This is a genomic window from Verrucosispora sp. WMMD1129, assembly GCF_029581255.1.
Classification (GTDB): Bacteria; Actinomycetota; Actinomycetes; order Mycobacteriales; family Micromonosporaceae; genus Micromonospora; species Micromonospora sediminimaris.
Map to the genome: position 1 here is coordinate 5142656 of NZ_CP120741.1, position 17788 is coordinate 5160443.

General features: G+C 70.6%; 19 protein-coding genes. 10 read left to right on the forward strand and 9 right to left on the reverse strand.

The window, feature by feature from the left end; all coding sequences use genetic code 11:
* Positions 1 to 19: 19 nt before the first annotated feature.
* A complete protein-coding gene (gene murA, locus O7624_RS24055; RefSeq protein WP_232510992.1) occupies positions 20 to 1420 on the reverse strand; it encodes a UDP-N-acetylglucosamine 1-carboxyvinyltransferase in 1401 nt (466 codons plus the stop codon).
* Positions 1421 to 1602: 182 nt separating this feature from the next.
* Entirely contained in the window at positions 1603 to 2778 is a 1176-nt protein-coding gene (nadA, locus tag O7624_RS24060) for a quinolinate synthase NadA (protein ID WP_282237366.1), read from the reverse strand.
* A 68-nt stretch (positions 2779 to 2846) separates the two neighbouring features.
* On the opposite strand from nadA, the gene O7624_RS24065 reads away from it, so the two are divergent.
* The 3 genes from O7624_RS24065 to O7624_RS24075 all read left to right on the forward strand — a co-directional run bounded on the left by O7624_RS24065 (position 2847) and on the right by O7624_RS24075 (position 5755).
* Entirely contained in the window at positions 2847 to 3986 is a 1140-nt protein-coding gene (locus O7624_RS24065; protein ID WP_282237367.1) for a glycerate kinase, read from the forward strand.
* Positions 3987 to 4138: 152 nt separating this feature from the next.
* Positions 4139 to 4507, forward strand: a complete 369-nt coding sequence (gene erpA, locus O7624_RS24070; RefSeq protein ID WP_093401225.1) for an iron-sulfur cluster insertion protein ErpA — start codon at positions 4139 to 4141, stop codon at positions 4505 to 4507.
* Positions 4508 to 4777: 270 nt separating this feature from the next.
* Positions 4778 to 5755 carry a carbohydrate kinase family protein gene (locus O7624_RS24075; protein WP_093401224.1) on the forward strand — a complete coding sequence of 326 codons (978 nt, stop codon included), beginning with the start codon at positions 4778 to 4780 and terminating at the stop codon, positions 5753 to 5755.
* Positions 5756 to 5861: 106 nt separating this feature from the next.
* On the opposite strand, the gene O7624_RS24080 is transcribed toward O7624_RS24075, so the two are convergent.
* Together O7624_RS24080 and O7624_RS24085 are read right to left on the reverse strand one after the other, a co-directional pair.
* Positions 5862 to 6080 (reverse strand): sulfurtransferase TusA family protein, encoded by a 219-nt coding sequence (locus O7624_RS24080; protein ID WP_093401570.1) that lies wholly within the window; start codon positions 6078 to 6080, stop codon positions 5862 to 5864.
* A 71-nt stretch (positions 6081 to 6151) separates the two neighbouring features.
* The gene (locus tag O7624_RS24085) at positions 6152 to 7303 is read right to left on the reverse strand and encodes an aminotransferase class V-fold PLP-dependent enzyme (RefSeq protein WP_282237368.1); all 1152 of its coding nucleotides are present in this window, start codon (positions 7301 to 7303) and stop codon (positions 6152 to 6154) included.
* Positions 7304 to 7496: 193 nt separating this feature from the next.
* Here O7624_RS24085 and coxB point away from each other — a divergent pair, with 193 nt between their 5' ends.
* Positions 7497 to 8468 carry a cytochrome c oxidase subunit II gene (coxB, locus tag O7624_RS24090; protein ID WP_093401222.1) on the forward strand — a complete coding sequence of 324 codons (972 nt, stop codon included), beginning with the start codon at positions 7497 to 7499 and terminating at the stop codon, positions 8466 to 8468.
* A gap of 10 nt (positions 8469 to 8478) precedes the next feature.
* The gene (locus O7624_RS24095) at positions 8479 to 8907 is read left to right on the forward strand and encodes a cytochrome c oxidase subunit 4 (protein ID WP_282237369.1); all 429 of its coding nucleotides are present in this window, start codon (positions 8479 to 8481) and stop codon (positions 8905 to 8907) included.
* 77 nt (positions 8908 to 8984) lie between these two features.
* Here O7624_RS24095 and O7624_RS24100 read toward each other — a convergent pair whose 3' ends face one another.
* The 4 genes from O7624_RS24100 to O7624_RS24115 form a co-directional block, all read right to left on the reverse strand.
* Positions 8985 to 9185 (reverse strand): hypothetical protein, encoded by a 201-nt coding sequence (locus O7624_RS24100; protein ID WP_282237370.1) that lies wholly within the window; start codon positions 9183 to 9185, stop codon positions 8985 to 8987.
* A gap of 106 nt (positions 9186 to 9291) precedes the next feature.
* Positions 9292 to 10338 (reverse strand): anthranilate phosphoribosyltransferase, encoded by a 1047-nt coding sequence (gene trpD, locus O7624_RS24105; RefSeq protein ID WP_282237371.1) that lies wholly within the window; start codon positions 10336 to 10338, stop codon positions 9292 to 9294.
* A gap of 84 nt (positions 10339 to 10422) precedes the next feature.
* Positions 10423 to 10818 (reverse strand): hypothetical protein, encoded by a 396-nt coding sequence (locus O7624_RS24110; RefSeq protein ID WP_093401218.1) that lies wholly within the window; start codon positions 10816 to 10818, stop codon positions 10423 to 10425.
* A 163-nt stretch (positions 10819 to 10981) separates the two neighbouring features.
* Positions 10982 to 11899 (reverse strand): cytochrome c oxidase assembly protein, encoded by a 918-nt coding sequence (locus tag O7624_RS24115; RefSeq protein ID WP_282240740.1) that lies wholly within the window; start codon positions 11897 to 11899, stop codon positions 10982 to 10984.
* 183 nt (positions 11900 to 12082) lie between these two features.
* On the opposite strand from O7624_RS24115, the gene O7624_RS24120 reads away from it, so the two are divergent.
* The 5 genes from O7624_RS24120 to O7624_RS24140 all read left to right on the forward strand — a co-directional run bounded on the left by O7624_RS24120 (position 12083) and on the right by O7624_RS24140 (position 17157).
* Entirely contained in the window at positions 12083 to 12682 is a 600-nt protein-coding gene (locus tag O7624_RS24120; protein ID WP_093401217.1) for a heme-copper oxidase subunit III, read from the forward strand.
* 76 nt (positions 12683 to 12758) lie between these two features.
* On the forward strand, positions 12759 to 13598 hold the full coding sequence (locus O7624_RS24125) for a cytochrome c (protein WP_093401216.1): 840 nt from the start codon (positions 12759 to 12761) through the stop codon (positions 13596 to 13598).
* A gap of 11 nt (positions 13599 to 13609) precedes the next feature.
* Positions 13610 to 14695 (forward strand): Rieske 2Fe-2S domain-containing protein, encoded by a 1086-nt coding sequence (locus O7624_RS24130; protein WP_282237372.1) that lies wholly within the window; start codon positions 13610 to 13612, stop codon positions 14693 to 14695.
* Complete coding sequence (locus tag O7624_RS24135; RefSeq protein WP_210939765.1) at positions 14692 to 16311, forward strand: ubiquinol-cytochrome c reductase cytochrome b subunit; 1620 nt, start codon at positions 14692 to 14694, stop codon at positions 16309 to 16311. The genes O7624_RS24130 and O7624_RS24135 overlap by 4 nt, the downstream gene beginning before the upstream one ends.
* Positions 16312 to 16479: 168 nt before the next feature.
* Entirely contained in the window at positions 16480 to 17157 is a 678-nt protein-coding gene (locus O7624_RS24140; protein ID WP_282237373.1) for a DUF4142 domain-containing protein, read from the forward strand.
* A 48-nt stretch (positions 17158 to 17205) separates the two neighbouring features.
* Here O7624_RS24140 and O7624_RS24145 read toward each other — a convergent pair whose 3' ends face one another.
* A complete protein-coding gene (locus O7624_RS24145) occupies positions 17206 to 17493 on the reverse strand; it encodes an Lrp/AsnC ligand binding domain-containing protein (protein WP_093401212.1) in 288 nt (95 codons plus the stop codon).
* Positions 17494 to 17788: the final 295 nt, after the last annotated feature.

The window sequence follows — 17788 nt, forward strand, 5'->3', positions numbered from 1 at the left end:
AGGCGGCGCGTCGAGTCGACTACGGCCGTTCCACCTGCGCGCCGAGATCGGCGAGCTTGGCCTCGAAGTCCTCGTAACCCCGGTTGATCAGGTCGACGCCGTAGACCCGCGACGTGCCCTCGGCAGCCAGCGCGGCGATCAGGTGGCTGAAGCCCGCCCGCAGGTCGGGAATGACCAGGTCGGCGGCGTGCAGCTTGCTCGGGCCGGCGATCACCGCGGAGTGCTTGAAGTTGCGCCGGCCGAAACGGCACGGGGTGCCGCCCAGGCAGTCCCGGTAGACCTGGATGTTGGCGCCCATCGAGTTCAGCGCCTCGGTGTAGCCGAGCCGCTGCTCGTAGACCGTCTCGTGGACGATGGACAGCCCGCGAGCCTGAGTCAGGGCCACCACCAGCGGTTGCTGCCAGTCGGTCATGAAGCCCGGGTGCACGTCGGTCTCCAGCGCGGTGGCCTGGAGTTCACCGCCGGGGTGCCAGAAACGGATGCCGCCCTCCTGACCCGGCTGTCCGGGCCGAGGCGGACGGGTGTCGGTCACCTCGTACTCGCCGCCGACCGACCGGAAGACGTTCAGGAAGGTCATCATGTCGGCCTGCTCCGCGCCGAGCACCTCGACGTGGCCACGGGTGGCCAACGCCGCCGCCGCCCAGCTCGCCGCCTCGATCCGGTCCGGGATCGGCCGGTGGGTGTAGCCGTGCAGCTTCGGCACGCCCTGGATCTCGATGACCCGGTCGGTGTGCACCTTGATGATCGCGCCCATCTTCTGCAGCACACAGATCAGGTCGACGATCTCCGGCTCCACGGCCGCGTTGCGCAGCTCGGTGACACCCTCGGCCATGACCGCGGTCAGCAGCACCTGCTCGGTCGCGCCGACACTCGGGTAGGGCAGCGCGAACTTGGTGCCGTGCAGCCCGTTCGGCGCGGACAGGTGCAGCCCTTCGGGGGTCTTGTCGACGGTCGCACCGAACTCCCGCAGCGCCTGCAGGTGGAAGTCGATCGGCCGGGGCCCGATGTGGCAGCCGCCGAGGTCCGGAATGAAGGCGTGCCCGAGGCGGTGCAGCAGCGGCCCGCAGAACAGGATCGGGATCCGGCTGGAGCCGGCGTGCACGTTGATCTGGTCGGTGCTGGCGCTCTCCACGTTGGCCGGGTCGAAGACCAGCTCACCGTCCTCGACGCCGTCGGTGACCTTGACGCCGTGCAGCCCCAGCAGGCCCCGGACGACCTCGACGTCGCGGATCTTCGGTACGTCGAACAGCCGGCTCGGGCTGTCGCCGAGCAACGCGGCGACCATCGCCTTGGAAACCAGGTTCTTCGCGCCGCGCACGCGGATCCGCCCTTGCAGCGGCGTGCCTCCGTGTACGACCAGGACGTCGTCGGTCAACGCAACCTCCAGCGCGTGCGTGCTGCCGTTTCGATGGATGGACACCACCCGGTTCGCTACCCGGGACGCGGTCGCGCCCAAACGCCCGCACCCGCGTATGTCGTCGCCCGGCAGCATAGCCCTCCGTGATGAGAATGGATCCGGTCACACCGCCTCGGAGGGCATTTATCGGTGATCCGGCACTTTCGCGTACACCGTCCCTCACTCAGCGTGAGGGACGGTCGAGGTTAGGCCCCGGGCAGTGCGAGCATCTGGTCCAGCGCCACCCGAGCGTGGTGCGCGGTGTCCGCGTCGACCGTGATTCGGTTGACCACCCGACCGGCGACCAGCTCCTCCAGCGCCCAGACCAGGTGCGGCAGATCGATTCGGTTCATCGTCGAGCAGTAGCAGACGGCCCGGTCCAGGAACATGATCTGCTTGTCCGGGTGGGCCAGCGCCAGCCGGCGGACCAGGTTCAACTCGGTGCCGACGGCCCACGCGGAGCCGGCCGGGGCCGCCTCGATGGTCCTGATGATGTACTCCGTCGACCCGACCAGGTCGGCGGCCTGCACCACCTCGTGCCGACACTCCGGGTGCACCAGCACGTTCACTCCCGGCACCCGCTGCCGAACGTCGTTGACGCTGTCCAGCGTGAACCGGCCGTGCACCGAGCAGTGCCCGCGCCAGAGGATCATCTTCGCCTCGCGCAGCTGCTCCGCGGTGAGCCCGCCGTTCGGCTTGTGCGGGTCGTACAGGACGCAGTCGTCCAGGGAGAAACCCATCTCCAGCACGGCGGTGTTGCGGCCCAGGTGCTGGTCGGGCAGGAAGAGCACCTTCTCACCCTGCTGGTACGCCCACTCCAGGGCCCGCTTCGCGTTCGACGAGGTGCAGACCACACCGCCGTTGCGGCCGACGAAGCCCTTGATGTCAGCCGAGGAGTTCATGTAGGTGACCGGGACGGTGCGCTCGGTCAGGCCCAGCTCGGAGAGGACCTCCCAGGCGTTCTCCACCTGCGGCAGCGCGGCCATGTCCGCCATCGAGCAGCCGGCGGCCAGGTCGGGCAGCACGACCTGCTGCGTGTCGGCGGTGAGGATGTCCGCGCTCTCGGCCATAAAGTGCACACCGCAGAAGACGATGTACTCGGCCTGCGGCCGGGCGGCGGCCTCGCGGGCCAGCTTGAACGAGTCGCCTGTCACGTCGGCGAACTGGATCACCTCGTCGCGCTGGTAGTGGTGACCCAGCACGAAGACTCGGTCGCCGAGGGCGGCCTTGGCCGCGGTCGCACGGGCCACCAGGTCGGGATCGCTCGGTGCCGGCAGGTCACCCGGACACTCCACGCCACGTTCGGTGGCGGGGTCGCTGCCGCGGCCGAGGAGCAGCAGCGCAGTGGCGGTGTTGGAGGGCTCAACCCAGGTCGACGTCACGCTCTCCATGGTCCCACAGCATGACCGCCGTGCCGCCCGTGCCGGTGTGGGCTGCCACACTGCCAGGCATGCGCGTACTGCTCTGCCCGGACAAGTTCGCCGGTACGCTGCCGGCCCCGCAGGTCGCCGCTGCCGTGGCCGACGGCTGGCGGGAGGTGGCACCCGGCGACGACCTGCTGGTCAGACCACTGGCCGACGGGGGACCGGGCTTCCTCGACGTGCTCGCCGAGGCGCTGCCCGGTCGGCGGGTACCGGTGCCGACGACCGATCCGTTGGGCCGCCCGGCCACCGGTGAGATGCTGCTCACCGAAGGGGGTGCGGTCGCCTGGCTGGAGAGCGCGCAGGCCTGCGGCCTGCACCTGCTCGACGCCGCCGAGCGTGACCCGTTGACCACCACGTCGTACGGCCTGGGTCTGCTGGTCGCCGCCGCGGTGGAGGCCGGTGCGCGCACGGTGGTGGTCGGGCTCGGTGGTTCCGCGACCAACGATGGTGGCGCGGGGATGCTCGCCGCCCTGGGCGCGGTGGGCCTCGACGGCACCGGCGCGGCCCTGCCGTACGGCGGTGCGGCCCTGGCCGCCGCGGCGAAGCTCGACGGGCTGCCCCGGTTGCGTGAGGCCCGGCTGATCGCGGCCACCGACATCGACAACCCGTTGCTCGGTCTGCACGGCGCGAGCAACGTCTTCGGCCCGCAGAAGGGTGCCGACCGGGCCGACGTGCTGCTGCTCGACGCGGGGCTCGGACGGTGGGCCGAGGTGCTGGAGCGGGACCTGCCCGGCTGCCCCAGCGGGTTGGGCGCGCTGCCGGGTGGCGGTGCTGCCGGCGGCATCGGTGCCGCGCTGCTCGCCCTCGGCGGGCGGTGCGAGTCCGGCATCGGCCTGGTCAGCCGGGCCGTCGGGCTGGAAACCGTGCTCGACGAGGTGGATCTGGTGGTCACCGGGGAAGGGCGTTTCGACCACCAGTCGCTGCGCGGCAAGGTGGTGGCCGGCGTGGCCGGTGCCGCCCGCGACCGGGGCGTACCCTGCGTCGTGCTCGCCGGGCAGGTGAGCACCGGGCGGCGGGAGGCGGCGTCGGTCGGGGTGACCGACACGTACAGCCTGGTGGAGCACTTCGGCGGCGAGGAGCACGGCGGGCTGACCGCCGCGCTGGAGCGTCCGGCGGAGGGGCTGCGGGCGCTCGGCGCCCGGCTGGCCCGGCAGTGGAGCCGCTGATCCCGGTTCCCACCGAGTGCCTGGTCACGCCGCCGGGCCAGGCCGCCACCGGCGGCCTACAATCAAGAACTGGACCACTGTGGGAATCGCTGACCGGCGGCTGACGTTGGCCAGGGGAGGACCACACCGACGCGCCGCAGGGAGAATTCCACGTGACCACGCCAGCGCAGACCGAGTCGACCGAGGCCAAGGCCCCCACGTCCGTCGTCCTCACCGACGTCGCGGCGCAGAAGGTCAAGGCCCTGATCGAGCAGGAGGGCCGCGACGACCTGCGGCTCCGGGTCGCCGTGCAGCCGGGCGGCTGCTCCGGCCTGCGGTACCAGCTCTTCTTCGACGAGCGTTCGCTCGACGGTGACATCGTCACCGACTACGACGGTGTCGAGGTCGTCGTCGACCGGATGAGCGCCCCCTACCTGGCCGGCGCCACCATCGACTTCGCCGACCGGATCGACGCCCAGGGCTTCACGATCGACAACCCCAACGCGGGCAACTCCTGCGCCTGCGGAGACTCGTTCAGCTGAGTCCGGTTCTGCACGCGGACGGCGGTACGGCCCCAGCGGCCGTACCGCCGTCCGCGTCTCTGCACCCCGGCCGCCCGCGTCCACCCAGTTGACCAAGAAGTTCTGGTCGCGATATGGCCGGCGGCGCGGCCAAAACCTCTTGATCATCCGTGCAGGGCGGGTGGGTGGGGGGTGGGTGCGGGGGTGGGGGTGGGGTGGAGTCGGGTGGTCGCTCGGGGGGCGCGGTGCCGGTAGGCTGATCGGGCTCTGCTGCCGACCCCGAGGGTTGCCATGAAGATCGCCGTGACCGGCTCGATCGCCACCGACCACCTGATGAGCTTCCCTGGGCGGTTCGCCGACCAGCTCATCGCCGATCAGCTGCACAAGGTGTCGCTCTCCTTCCTGGTGGACGATCTGGTGCTGCGCCGGGGCGGGGTGGCGGCCAACATCGCGTTCGGCATGGGGCAGCTCGGTCTCCGGCCGGTGCTGCTCGGCGCGGTCGGCGCCGACTTCGCCGACTACCGCTCCTGGCTGGAGCGGCACGGGGTGGACTGCGACTCGGTGCACGTAAGCGAGATCGCCCACACTGCCCGCTTCGTCTGCACCACGGACACCGACATGTGCCAGATCGCCTCGTTCTACGCGGGCGCGATGAGCGAGGCCCGCAACATCGAGCTGCACCCGGTCGCCCAGCGTCTCGGTGGGCTCGACCTGGTGCTGGTCGGCGCCAACGACCCGGAGGCGATGCTGCGGCACTCGGCCGAGTGCCGCGAGCGTGGCTACCGGTTCGCCGCCGACCCGTCCCAGCAGCTCGCCCGGATGCCCGGCGAGGACGTCATCGCGCTGATCGACGGCGCCGACTACCTGATGACCAACGACTACGAGAAGTCGCTGCTGCAGAGCAAGGCCGGCCTCTCCGACGACCAACTGCTGGACCGGGTGAAGATCCGGGTCACCACGCTGGGCAAGCACGGGGTGGAGATCGCGGGGCGGGAGATCGAGACGATCCACGTGCCGATCGCCCGGGAGACCCAGGCGGTCGACCCCACAGGTGTCGGGGACGGCTTCCGCGCCGGCTTCTTCACCGCGCTGTCCTGGGGGGTCGGGCTGGAGCGGGCCGCCCAGGTCGGCTCCCTGCTCGCCACGCTGGTGCTGGAGACCGTCGGCACCCAGGAGTACCAGGTGCGCCGGGACGTGTTCGTCAAGCGCCTCGCCGAGTCCTACGGCGACCACGCCGCCAACGAACTCCGCCCGCACCTCCTCCCCTGACTCGAACCCCGAGCGGGCACCAGCATCCCGGCGTCGGGATCGGTGTTGATCATGAGGTTGGCGGCAGCGTTCGATCCCACGGTGCCGCCCACCTCGTGATCAATTGTTAGTGGGTTCGGCGGATGTGGTAGGTGGGGCCGGGGTGGGCGCCGAGGAACTCCTGGCCGCGCATCCGGCACCAGGCCGGGATGTCGACAGCTGCCGCCGGGTCGTCGGCGAGTACCCGGACCACCGCGCCCACCGGCAGCTCCGGTAGTCGGCGGGCCAGGGCGATCACCGGCAGCGGGCAGCGCTGGCCGAGACAGTCGAGCACCTCGTCAGGCAGCTGACCGGGCAGGTCGCTTGACGCGCCCCCCACGGGGCGGTCCGGTGTGTCACCGGTGGCGTCGGGGACGTTCACAGCCCTGTCACTCCCGCCTGTTCCCGCAGGTTGGCGACGATGCCGGGCAGTTCGGTGAGGAAGCGTTCCACATCGGCCTCGGTGTTGCCGGTGTGCAGCGAGACCCGGACGTTGCCGTGCGAGAGCACCCCCATCGCCTCCAACACGTGCGACGGGCGCAGGGTGGACGACGTGCAGGACGAGCCCGACGAGACGGCGAAACCCCGCCGGTCCAGCGCGTGCAGCAACGCCTCCCCGTCGACGTACAGGCAGGAGAAGGTGACCAGATGCGGTAGCCGGTGCTCGGGTTCACCGACCACCTCCACGTCCGGCACCTCGGCCGCCACCCGGGCCCGGATCCGGTCCACCAGCGCGGACAGCCGCGTCGCCTGGGCCGCCGCGTCGGCCGCCGCCGCGCGCAGGCTCGCCGCCGCCGCCACCACCGCCGGCAGGTTCAACGTGCCGGGCGTACGCCCCGACTCACGCTCGTCGGCCGGCCAGGGTGACTCCCAGCGGGTGCCTTTGCGGACCACGAGCAGTCCGACGCCGGGTGGACCGCCCCACTTGCGGGCACTCGCGGTCAACACCGACCAGCCGGACGGCACCGGTACCCGGCCCACCAGCTGCGCGGCGTCGACGTAGAGCGGCACGCCGACCCGGGCGCAGGCCGCCGCGGCGGCCTCGACCGGCTGGACGGTGCCCACCTCGTGACTGGCCGCGATCAGCGCGGCCGACGCCACCTCGGCACCGGTGACCGCCGCCGACCAGGCGTCCAGGTCCAGTCGGCCGAGGCGGTCGACCGGCACCTCGACCGCCGTGCCACCGCCGGCGACGTGCTGTTCGGCGGCGTGCAGCACGGCCGAGTGTTCGATCGCCGAGTGCACCAGGACTCGGCCGGCCCGTCGGCGCCCGCGCAGCCCACCGAGCACTGCGGTGTGCGCGGCGCTGGTGCCGCTGGCGGTGAAGGACAGCTCGTCGGGGCGTACCCCGAGGGTGTCGGCGGTGGCCTCGCGGGCGGCGTCGAGCAGGTGGCGGGCGCGCCGGGCCTGCGAGTAGAGCCGGTCGGGGTCGGCCCAACCGTCGTCGAGCGCGGCCAGCAGCGCCTGCCGGGCGACCGGATGCAGCGGCGCGGCGGTGGCCGCGTCCAGGTAGACGGGGGAGGAAGTCACGTCTGCCCACGCTATCGCCTCGGTCGGCACAAGATCCCCCGTCGGGTGCGGACAACGACCCCAACCGGGTCCAGCCCGTCATGGTCGAGTAATCTGCGACCGTCGGTGACGCCTTTGCCGCCGGTGCGGCGGCTCCGCTCGGCGGAGCCGGCCGAAACGAGGACACCGCGGCGCGCTAGGGAGGCAGGACCAGGTGGTCGCAAGGAGTTCGGAGGTACGGCCGACGGCCGTACGGCGCAGCGCAACCCCGCGAGCCGGTGGGCGGCGGGGGCGTCGTGCCGGGCGTCTCGCCGGGCTCGGATTCAGTGGGGCGGCGCTGCTGGTCCTGCTCACGGGCTGTGACGTCGGTGCGGCGTTCGGGGGCTTCGGGTGGCCGCAGGGCGGCATCACTCCCGAGGCCCGGCGGATGTACGACCTGTGGATCGCCTCATGTGTCGCGGCACTCGCGGTCGGCTTCTTCGTCTGGGGCCTGATCTTCTGGTGCATCGTGCGTTACCGCAAGCGCGGCAACGAGCTGCCGGTGCAGACCCGCTACAACCTGCCGATGGAGTTCCTCTACACCATCGCGCCGGTGCTGATCGTCTCGGTGCTCTTCTACTACACCGCGGTGGTGCAGACCGACGTGGTGAAGACCACCAACAACCCCGACGTCACCGTCGAGGTCGTGGCCTTCAAGTGGAACTGGCAGTTCAACTACCGCGACGGCCAGGGCGTCGACGCCGAGACCACCGCGTCGGTGCTCGGCACCAGCGAGGTCATCCCGATCCTGGTGCTGCCGACCGGCCGGTCCATCCGGTTCGAGGAGACCAGCCGCGACGTCATCCACTCGTTCTGGGTGCCGGAGATGCTGTTCAAGCGGGACGTCATGCCCGGCAGCATCCGTAACGTCTTCGAGGTCTCCTCGCTGGAGACCGAGGGAGCCTACGTGGGCCGCTGCGCCGAGCTGTGCGGCAGCTACCACGCCTTCATGAACTTCGAGCTACGGGTCGTCTCGCCGGAGAACTTCGACCGCTTCCTCGCCGCCAAGCAGGGCGGTGCCTCGACCCAGGACGCGTTGACGTCGATCGGCGAGGAGCCGTACGCGACCACCACGCGGCCGTTCGAGACGCGGCGCACCGAGAGCAACTTCAACCCGGACACCGCTCCGGCCGGCACGGGAAGCTGAGGCAACCGGCATGAAGACCGAGTGGCGTATCTTCCTGATCATCGCCGGGTTCCTGCTGTTCGCGACCGTCCTCTACGGCGGCTGGACGTGGGCCGAAGCGGACGGTCGGGTCGAGTGGATCGGCACCGTGGCCCTGCTGCTGTCGTTCCTGCTCTGCGCGATGTGCGGCGGCTTCTTCTGGTTCGTCTCCCGCCGCATCGACCTGCGTCCGGAGGACCGGCCGGACGCCGAGATCGCTGACGGCGCGGGCGAGATCGGCTTCTTCAGCCCGGGCAGCTACTGGCCGTTCGGGCTGGCCCTGGCCGCCGCGATCGCCGGCCTGGGCCTGGTGTTCTGGCAGTTCTGGCTGCTCGGCCTCGGTGCGCTGGCCGTGATCCTGGCCGCCTGCGGCCTGCTATTCGAGTACTACAGCGGGACTCGGCGCACCGCCGAGCACTGAGCCGCGGAAACGAAGCGAGAGCCCGCCCCAACCGGGGCGGGCTCTCGTCGTTGTCGGTGCCGAGTGGGCGGGCCGGTTCAGGCGGCGCGGTGTCGGACCGCCGTGCGGCGACGGGACGACCGGCGCGGCGGGCTGAGGACGAAGACGGTGATGATCGCCGCTCCGCAGCCGGTGCAGGCGCGCTCGGGGCAGTCGGCCCCGTGGCCGTCGACGCAGGGCGGTGCCTCGAACGGCTGGATGCTGCCGCAGGTTTCGCAGTGAAGCTCGCGCTCCGTCACGGACCTCTCCTTCCGCTCGGCGGCCGGTCGCTGGGCGTCGCCGGAACTACTCAGTTGTAGTTTCCCACGGCCCTCCGACATACCCCGCGTCGAGCACCGGGTGGGATCAGACGGTGCGGGCGACCTCGATCCAGCGGTCCAGGGTGCGGGCGGCCGCGCCGGAGTCGATCGACTCGGCGGCGCGGCCCAGGCCGGCGCGGAGCGCGTCGGTCAGGTCGCCGTCCAGGGGCCCCTGGGTGGCCAGGGCCGCCGCCGCGTTGACCAGGACGGCGTCGCGTACCGGTCCCGGCTCGCCGGCGAGCAGCCGCCGGGCCACTTCGGCGTTGTGGGCCGCGTCGCCGCCGCGCAGATCGGCCAGGGTGGCCCGGGGTACGCCGAGGTCGACCGCGTCCACCACGGCCTCCCTGACGGTCCCGTTCTGGGCGATCCAGAACCGGGTCGCCGCGGCGGTGGTGAACTCGTCCAGCCCGTCCTCGCCGCGCATCACCAGCACCGAGTCGCCCCGGGCCGCGAAGACGGCCGCCATCACCGGCGCCATCGTGGCGTCGAAGCAGCCGACGGCGCCCGAGCGGGGACGGCCCGGATTGGTCAGCGGGCCGAGGAAGTTGAACGCGGTCGGCACGCCCAGTTCCCGGCGGACCGGACCGGCGTGGCGCATGCCGGGGTGGAACCGGGCCGCGAAGCAGAAGCCGATCCCGGCCTCGGCCACGCAGCGGGCCACCTGATCGGGCCCGAGATCCAGTGGAATGCCGAGGAACTCCAGCAGGTCGGCGGTGCCGCAGGAGGACGAGGCGGCCCGGTTGCCGTGCTTGACCACGCGTACGCCGGCCCCGGCCACGACCAGCGCCGTCATCGTGGAGATGTTGACCGTGTGGGCGAGGTCGCCACCGGTGCCGACGACGTCGAGCGCCTCGGCGCGTACCTCCTCGGGCAGCTCGACCGGGACGGCCCGGCTGAGCATCGCCTCGACCAGCCCGGTCACCTCGGCCGGGGTCTCGCCCTTGGCCCGTAGCGCGACGGCGAAGCCGGCGATCTGGGCCGGCCCGGCCGACCCGGACATGATCTCGCCCATCGCCCAGGCGGTGTCGGCGGCGGATAGTTCCTCACCGCGCAGCAGCGCGGTGAGCAGGTGCGGCCAGGTCCGATCGCCCATGGTGGGCCTCCCGAGCAGACGGTTACGGGTGGGACGGGACCGGCGCCGGCTCGCCCGGCGCCGTGGCGGTGCCGGAGTGGGACGTCAGGCGGGCGCGCCCGCGCGCAGCAGCTCGGTCACGGTGGCGGCGGTGGTGACCGGGTCGAGCGGGTGCACCAGAGTGGCATCGACCTCGGCGAAGGACGCCAGCCAGCGGTCGGCGGCGCGGGCGATCACCACACAGGTGGGTGGGGCGTCGTCACGGTCGTCCTTGATCTGCCGGGCGATGCCGATGCCGCCGCCGGGGGTGGCCTCACCGTCGAGCAGCATCAGGTCGATCTCGTAGTCGTCGACCAGTCGGACGCACTCGGCGTAGGTGGACGCCTCGACGAACTCGACCCGCAGGTCGGCCGCGGGTCGGGTGCCGACGGCGAGCCGCATCCGGTCCCGCACCTGCGGGTCGTCGCTGTAGAGCAGGACGGTGCACAGACGGTCGCTCATGCCGACACTCCGCTTCGCTTCGGGCCGTCCTGAGACACCATCACACCGAGCTCGATCCGCTCGCTCATGGCTTTCACGGCTCCCACTTCGTAGCTGCGTGGCTGATCGTACCGGTCGGTGTGGTGCGCGTGACACGCCGCCCCGGCCCGTTGCCGGGCTGCCCTCAGGCGGTCGTTTCCGCCGCTCGGCGGCGGGCCTCCTGGCGGTCCAGTTCGCGGTCGATCCGGCGGGCCTCCCGCTCGGCCTGACGCATCCACTGCACCACCAGGACTGCGAGCATCGTCACGCTGACGAACTCGCCACCGGCCCACAGGATCCCGCCGGCGAGCACCTGGTCCTCCCACGGGTCGGTCCAGGTCAGCCCGAGCGAGGGGTACCAGTCGCCACCGAAGAGGGTGGTGCTCTGCATGATCGTCAGCCCGAGCACGGTGTGGAACGGCACCGACAACAGCATCAGCAGTGCCCGCCCGGGGTACGGCCAGCGTCCCGGCAGCGGATCCAGTCCGAGCAGCGGCCAGAAGAAGACGCAGCCGGTCATGATGAAATGCGCGTGCACCACCTCGTGCGCCCAGGCGTGCTCCAGCGTGTAGCGGTACAGGTCGGTGAAGTAGAGCGCGAACGGGTTCACCACGAAGATGGCGAACGCCACAAGCGGGAAGGTGTAGATCCGGGCGATCCGGCTGTGCACCACCGCGAGCAGCCGCTTGCGCGGACCGGTCGGCAGGGTACGCAGGGCCAGGGTCACCGGCGCGCCCAGCGCCAGGAAGATCGGCGAGACCATGGACAGCACCATGTGCTGCACCATGTGCACCGACAGCAGCGTGGTGTCGTACGTCTCCAGCCCACTGACCGTCACCGAGGCGATGCCGCCGAGGCCGGGACCGAGGAAGAAGATCGTCCGGGCGACCGGCCAGCGGTCGCCGCGCAGCCGCAGCCGGTACACCCCGTACAGATAGAGACCGGCGGCGAGGACCAGGCCGACGGCGAGCCAGCTGTCCAGCCGCGCCTCGGTCACCACGGTGGTGGTGGAGAACGGCGGTGGGGCGGCTTCGGCCGCCAACGCCCCGACGCCCGTCGTCATCCCGTTCGCGGCCGAGCCGGTCATGGCCGCCGTGAGCAGCGGAGCGGCCAGGGAGATCGGATCGACGTGCAGCACACCAATCAGCCTAGGTCAGGCGAACCGGACGGTACCGATCGGGCCACACCTGGCCCGGGTTTCACCCCCCGCTGATCGCCGGCCGTGGTGAACGGCAATAATGACCGCGTGACTGCGGCCCCAGCCATTGACAAGAGCCGGATCCACTCCCTGACGCGTCCCAACATGGTCAGCGTCGGGACGATCGTCTGGCTCTCCAGCGAACTCATGTTCTTCGCGGCGCTGTTCGCGATGTACTTCTCCATCCGCGCGGCGGCACCGGAGCAGTGGGCGGAGCACACCGAGGTCCTCAACATCCCGTACGCGACCACCTTCACGGTGATCCTGGTGTTGTCCTCGGTGACCTGCCAGCTCGGCGTGTTCGCCGCCGAGAAGGGTGACGTCCACGCGCTGCGGCGCTGGTTCACGATCACCTTCGTGATGGGTCTGATCTTCGTGCTCGGCCAGCTCAACGAGTACCGCGAGCTGGTGCACCACGGCGTCAAGATCAACAGCGACGGCTACGGGTCGATGTTCTACCTGACCACCGGCTTCCACGGCCTGCACGTCACCGGGGGTCTGATCGCCTTCGTGATCTTCATGATCCGTACCACCATGGGTCGGTTCACCCCGGCCCAGGCCACCGCCGCGATCGTGGTGTCGTACTACTGGCACTTCGTCGACGTCGTGTGGATCGCGCTCTACGCCATGATCTACTGGCTCCAGTGATCTTGGCGCGCGCCAGCCGCCTTGCCGCTGCTCCACCCCCCGCAACACAAGGTCCAACCGGTTAAGGACACAGGTCATGACTTCTGACAACGACCGCCGACGCGGTCTGCTCGCGCGGCTGCGCGGGCGGCCCGGGGCGCCCAGCAGGGGCCGCCGCCGGCTGGGTGCTGCGGTCCGGCTGGTCGCCGCGCTGATGCTGGCCGGCGGCGCCTACACCGTCCTCGCCCCCGGCGCTGCCGCCCAGGAGAACCCGCCGCTGAGCACCGCCGCCGCCGACGGCAAGGCGCTGTTCGACGTGAGCTGTGTGACCTGTCACGGTCGCAACGCGCAGGGGGTCGAGGGGCGCGGGCCGAGCCTCATCGGCGTCGGCGCCGCCTCCGTGGAGTTCCAGGTGGGCACCGGTCGGATGCCGATGGCCCGGCAGGAGGCCCAGGCGGCGCGCAAGCCCGAGGTGTTCACCCGCGACGAGATCGACCAGCTCGCGGCGTACATCCAGGAGCTCGGCGGGGGCCCGGTCGTGCCGGCCGGTGACAACCTGCACGCCGACGGCAACGTCGCGATCGGCGGCGAGCTGTACCGGATCAACTGCTCGCAGTGCCACGCGTTCAGCGGCGGTGGCGGCGCCCTCTCCTCGGGCAAGTACGCGCCGAGCCTCGCGCCGGCCACCGACCGGCAGATCTACGCGGCGATGCTCAGCGGTCCGCAGAACATGCCGGTCTTCGGCGACAACCAGATCACGCCGGAGCAGAAGGCGGACATCATCGCCTACATCCAGCAGACGCTGAAGGACGACGGCGACCCGGGCGGCCTGTTCAACCTTGGCCGGTACGGACCCTCCACCGAGGGAGTGGCGATCTTCCTCGTCGGTATCGTCGCGCTGGTCTTCGCCAGCCTGTGGATCGCGGGCAAGTCGTGAGCGGGGGGACCATGAGCAGCCAGACCGGGCAGCGTGCCCTGCCGGGCGGCGAGCCGCTCGACGTGAACGACCCCCGGCTGAGTCGGTTCGACATCGTCCGGGAGGGGGCCCGGCGGGACGACATCGAGATCGTCCACTACGAGCCGCAGGTGGCCCCCGGCACCAAGGCCGAACGGCGGCTGGTCCGCACGGTGGCAGGCTTCTTCCTGCTGACCGGGCTGGCGGCGACCGCCTTCCTGGCCATCTACATCTGGTGGCCCTGGGAGTACGAGCCGGGTCGCGGCGGCGACAAGCTCTACACCCCGCTGCTCGGGGTGACCCTCGGCGTCGCCCTGCTCGGCATCGGCTTCGGCATCCTCACCTGGGGCAAGAAGCTGCTGCCCAAGGAGGTGTCGATCCAGGATCGGCACGAGGGTGCCCCGCCTGCCGAGGACCAGCGGATCACCGGCGAGACCATGGCGTACATGGCCGACGAGCTGGGGGTCAAGCGTCGGCCGCTGCTCGGGGTGTCGCTGCTGGCCGGGTTGCTGCCGGTCGGCGCTGTCGCCGCGGCGCCCCTGGTCGGCGGGCTGATCTCCGACCCGCACAAGGACGACCAGATGATGACCACCGGGTTCGCCCCCCGGGACGGTCAGAAGATCCGGCTGGTCCGCGAGGACGGCCGGCCCATCCGACCGGCCGACATCAGCGCCGGTGGTCAGATCACCGTCTTCCCGGGCGTGGAGCACGGGGTCAGCAACCGGTACGCGGACTCGCCTACCCTGCTGATCCACCTGCGCGAGGACGACGCCGAGGCGTCGCGCCGCAACAACGAGCGCGAGGGCCACGGCGGCTACATGTGGGGCAACTACGCCGCGTACTCGAAGATCTGCACGCACGCCGGCTGCCCGGCGAGCCTGTACGAACAGCAGACCAACCGGCTGCTCTGCCCGTGCCACCAGTCGCAGTTCCTGATCACCGACAACGCCAAGCCCGTCTTCGGTCCGGCCAGCCGGCGGCTGCCGCAGCTGCCGATCGAGGTGGACGCCGAAGGTTACTTCGTGGCTATGTCCGACTACACTGAACCCGTCGGGCCCGACTTCTGGGAGCGGCCGTGAAGCGGCGAAAGTTTGACGTGGCAGCAGTGCCGGGCAACACCGCCCGAGCGGTCGACGACCGCTTCCAGGTGGCGACTCCGCTGCGCCGACTGCTCAACAAGGTCTTCCCCGACCACTGGTCCTTCCTGCTCGGCGAGATCGCGCTCTTCTCGTTCATCGTCCTGCTGCTGACCGGTGTCTTCCTGACCTTCTTCTTCGAGCCGGCGATGACCGAGGTCATCTACAACGGCAGCTACGCCCCGCTGCGGGGCACGCCGATGTCGGCCGCGTACGCCTCGACGCTGGACATCTCCTTCGACGTCCGTGGCGGCCTGATCATGCGCCAGATGCACCACTGGGCGGCGCTGCTGTTCATGGCCGCGATCGTGGTGCACATGCTGCGGGTCTTCTTCACCGGCGCGTTCCGCAAGCCGCGCGAGACCAACTGGATCATCGGCTCGCTGCTGTTCTGGGTCGGCTTCCTGGCCGGCTTCACCGGCTACTCGCTGCCGGACGACGGCCTGTCCGGCACCGGCCTGCGGATCGCTTCCGCGATCATGCTCTCCATCCCGGTGATCGGCTCCTGGGTGACCGCGGCGGTCTTCAACGGCGAGTTCCCCGGCACGATCATCATCAGCCGGTTCTTCATTGCCCACGTGCTGCTCATCCCCGGCCTACTGGTCGCGTTGATCACCGTGCACCTGGGCCTGGTGTTCAAGCAGAAGCACACCCAGTGGCCGGGACCGGGCCGGACGAACGGCAACGTGGTCGGCGAGCGGATGTTCCCGCGCTACGCGATCAAGCAGGGCGGCTTCTTCATGGTCGTCTTCGGCGTGATCGCGCTGATGGGCGGTCTGTTCCAGATCAACCCGGTCTGGCTGTTCGGCCCGTATGAGGCGTGGGTGGTCTCGGCGGCCAGCCAACCGGACTGGTACGTCATGTTCCTCGACGGCTCGACCCGCCTGATGCCGGACTGGGAGATCACCATACCCATCGGCGAGGGATACGTGATCCCGCCGCTGTTCTGGCCGACGGTGGTGCTACCCGGCATCCTGGTGGCGATATCCCTGCTCTACCCCTTCATGGAGGCCCGCCACCTGAAGGACTACCGCAGCCACAACCTGCTCCAGCGTCCCCGCGACGTCCCGTTCCGCACCGGTCTGGGCGTCATGGCCCTCACGTTCTACGTGATCCTGACGCTGTCGGGCGCGAACGACGTCATCGCCGACAAGTTCCACATCAGCCTGAACGCGATGACCTGGGCCGGTCGGGTCGGTCTGCTGCTCCTTCCGCCGCTGGCGTACTACGTCACCTACCGGATCTGTCTGGGCCTGCAGCAGCACGACCGGGAGGTTCTCGCGCACGGCGTGGAGACCGGCATCATCCGGCGGCTGCCGGACGGGCGGTTCGTCGAGGTGCACCAGCCGCTCAGTGCGGGCAACGGGCACGGCGAGCTGGATTACGCCGGCTGGGTGGTACCGAAGAAGATGAACCGGCTCGGTGCGCTCGGCCCGGCCATCCGCGGTTTCTTCTACCCGATCGAGCGCCCGGCCGAGGCTCCGGTCTCGCCGGGGCACCCGCCGGTCGAGCCGCGCCCGGAGCGGGAGGAGATCACCAGCGGGGAGTCCCGCTCCTGAGATCCGTCGCAACGTGACGTGGCGCCCGCCGGACCAGTTCCGGCGGGCGCCACGTTCGTTTCGCCTCTTCCGGACCCGTCGCCGCCGTCTCCCGTCGTCGCCGGATCGCAGGAATAACCCCGGCCAGCCGGGTATCCGTGCGGTCCAACGTCTCAACGGGGAGGAAGCATGTTGGGTATCAAACGCCTCGGCCTGCTGGCCGCGCTGGTGCTGGTGGGCGTCGCGCCCGCTGCGGCGGCACAGGCGGCGGCGCAGCCGTCGGAACAGGACACCCAGTACCTGCAGGCGGTCCACCAGGTGAACCTGTACGAGATCGCCGCCGGTGAGCTGGCCCAGGAGAAGGGCCAGAACCAGCAGGTCAAGGAGCTGGGGCAGCAGTTCGTCACGGACCACACCGAACTGGACCAGTCGGTGCAGGATCTGGCCGGACAGCTAAACGTCGAGCTGCCTAGCGAGCCGACCACCGATCAGCAGGACGGTCTCGACCAGCTCAATAACGCCAGCGGTGAGGAGTTCGACCGGCTCTGGGTGACCCAGGAACTGGCCGGCCACGTCCAGGCCATCCAGGCGACCCAGACGGAGATCTCGCAGGGTACCGAACCGCAGGTGGTCCAGCTGGCGCAGACCGCGCTGCCGGTCCTGCAGGCGCACTACGACGCCCTGGTGATGTTGGCCGAGGAACTCGGCATCCCGGTCCCGGAGACCAGCCCGAGCGGTACGCCCAGCCCGGGTGGCACCGTCCCGGCTCCGGGCGGCACCACGCCGACTCCGGGTGAGACCTTCACCGAGGAGGCCCCGGTTCCGGGTGGCACCGTCACCGAGACCCCGGTGCCGCAGCAGAGCTGACCCGGCGGTACGCGACGAGCCGGTCCACCCCGTGCGGGGTGGACCGGCTCAGTCGGTGCTGCCCAGCCCGATGGCGAAGGCTTCCTCCAGGTCGTGCCGCGAGTACGCCCGGAAGGCGATGTGCGACTCGGTGTTGAGCACGCCCGGCACCTTCGAGATGCTGCCCGCGATGATCTGGGCGATCTCGTCGAACTCGCGGACCCGGACCATGGCGATCAGGTCGACGTGCCCGGCCACCGAGTAGACCTCGCTCACCCCCGGCAGGTTCGCCAGTGCCTCGGCCACCTCGGGGATCGCGTCGGTGGCGCAGTCGATCAGCACGATCGCGGTGATCACTGGAGGGTTCTCCGTTCGTCGGCGTCGCAGCCCATGCTAGTCGTGCGGTGCCGATGCAGTGCGCTGTGGCGAGCCGTCGCTCCATCGGGGACGACAACTCTCGGTGATTAGCACGTAGAGTGACGGTTGGTCCTCTTCGCCGCCACCCGACCAGTCTCCTATGCCGACGCTTTGCTCTGCTTCAACCGACGCAACGGCCGTCTTCCAGCGGCGACGCCACCATGGCTTCGGCGCTGTCGCTGCCGCCGAACGACGGAGGGTAACTGTTGCGTCGGTTGAAGCAGAGCAAAGGATG

What these genes read in the sequence shown, in the direction of transcription:
- O7624_RS24065 (WP_282237367.1), top strand. Translation starts at nt 2,847, where the DNA reads ATGCGCGTACTGCTCTGCCCGGACAAGTTCGCCGGTACGCTGCCGGCC.
- O7624_RS24075 (WP_093401224.1), top strand. Translation starts at nt 4,778, where the DNA reads ATGAAGATCGCCGTGACCGGCTCGATCGCCACCGACCACCTGATGAGC.
- O7624_RS24095 (WP_282237369.1), top strand. Translation starts at nt 8,479, where the DNA reads ATGAAGACCGAGTGGCGTATCTTCCTGATCATCGCCGGGTTCCTGCTG.
- trpD (WP_282237371.1), bottom strand. Translation starts at nt 10,338, where the DNA reads ATGGGCGATCGGACCTGGCCGCACCTGCTCACCGCGCTGCTGCGCGGT.
- O7624_RS24110 (WP_093401218.1), bottom strand. Translation starts at nt 10,818, where the DNA reads ATGAGCGACCGTCTGTGCACCGTCCTGCTCTACAGCGACGACCCGCAG.
- O7624_RS24115 (WP_282240740.1), bottom strand. Translation starts at nt 11,899, where the DNA reads ATGACGACGGGCGTCGGGGCGTTGGCGGCCGAAGCCGCCCCACCGCCG.
- O7624_RS24125 (WP_093401216.1), top strand. Translation starts at nt 12,759, where the DNA reads ATGACTTCTGACAACGACCGCCGACGCGGTCTGCTCGCGCGGCTGCGC.
- O7624_RS24130 (WP_282237372.1), top strand. Translation starts at nt 13,610, where the DNA reads ATGAGCAGCCAGACCGGGCAGCGTGCCCTGCCGGGCGGCGAGCCGCTC.
- O7624_RS24140 (WP_282237373.1), top strand. Translation starts at nt 16,480, where the DNA reads ATGTTGGGTATCAAACGCCTCGGCCTGCTGGCCGCGCTGGTGCTGGTG.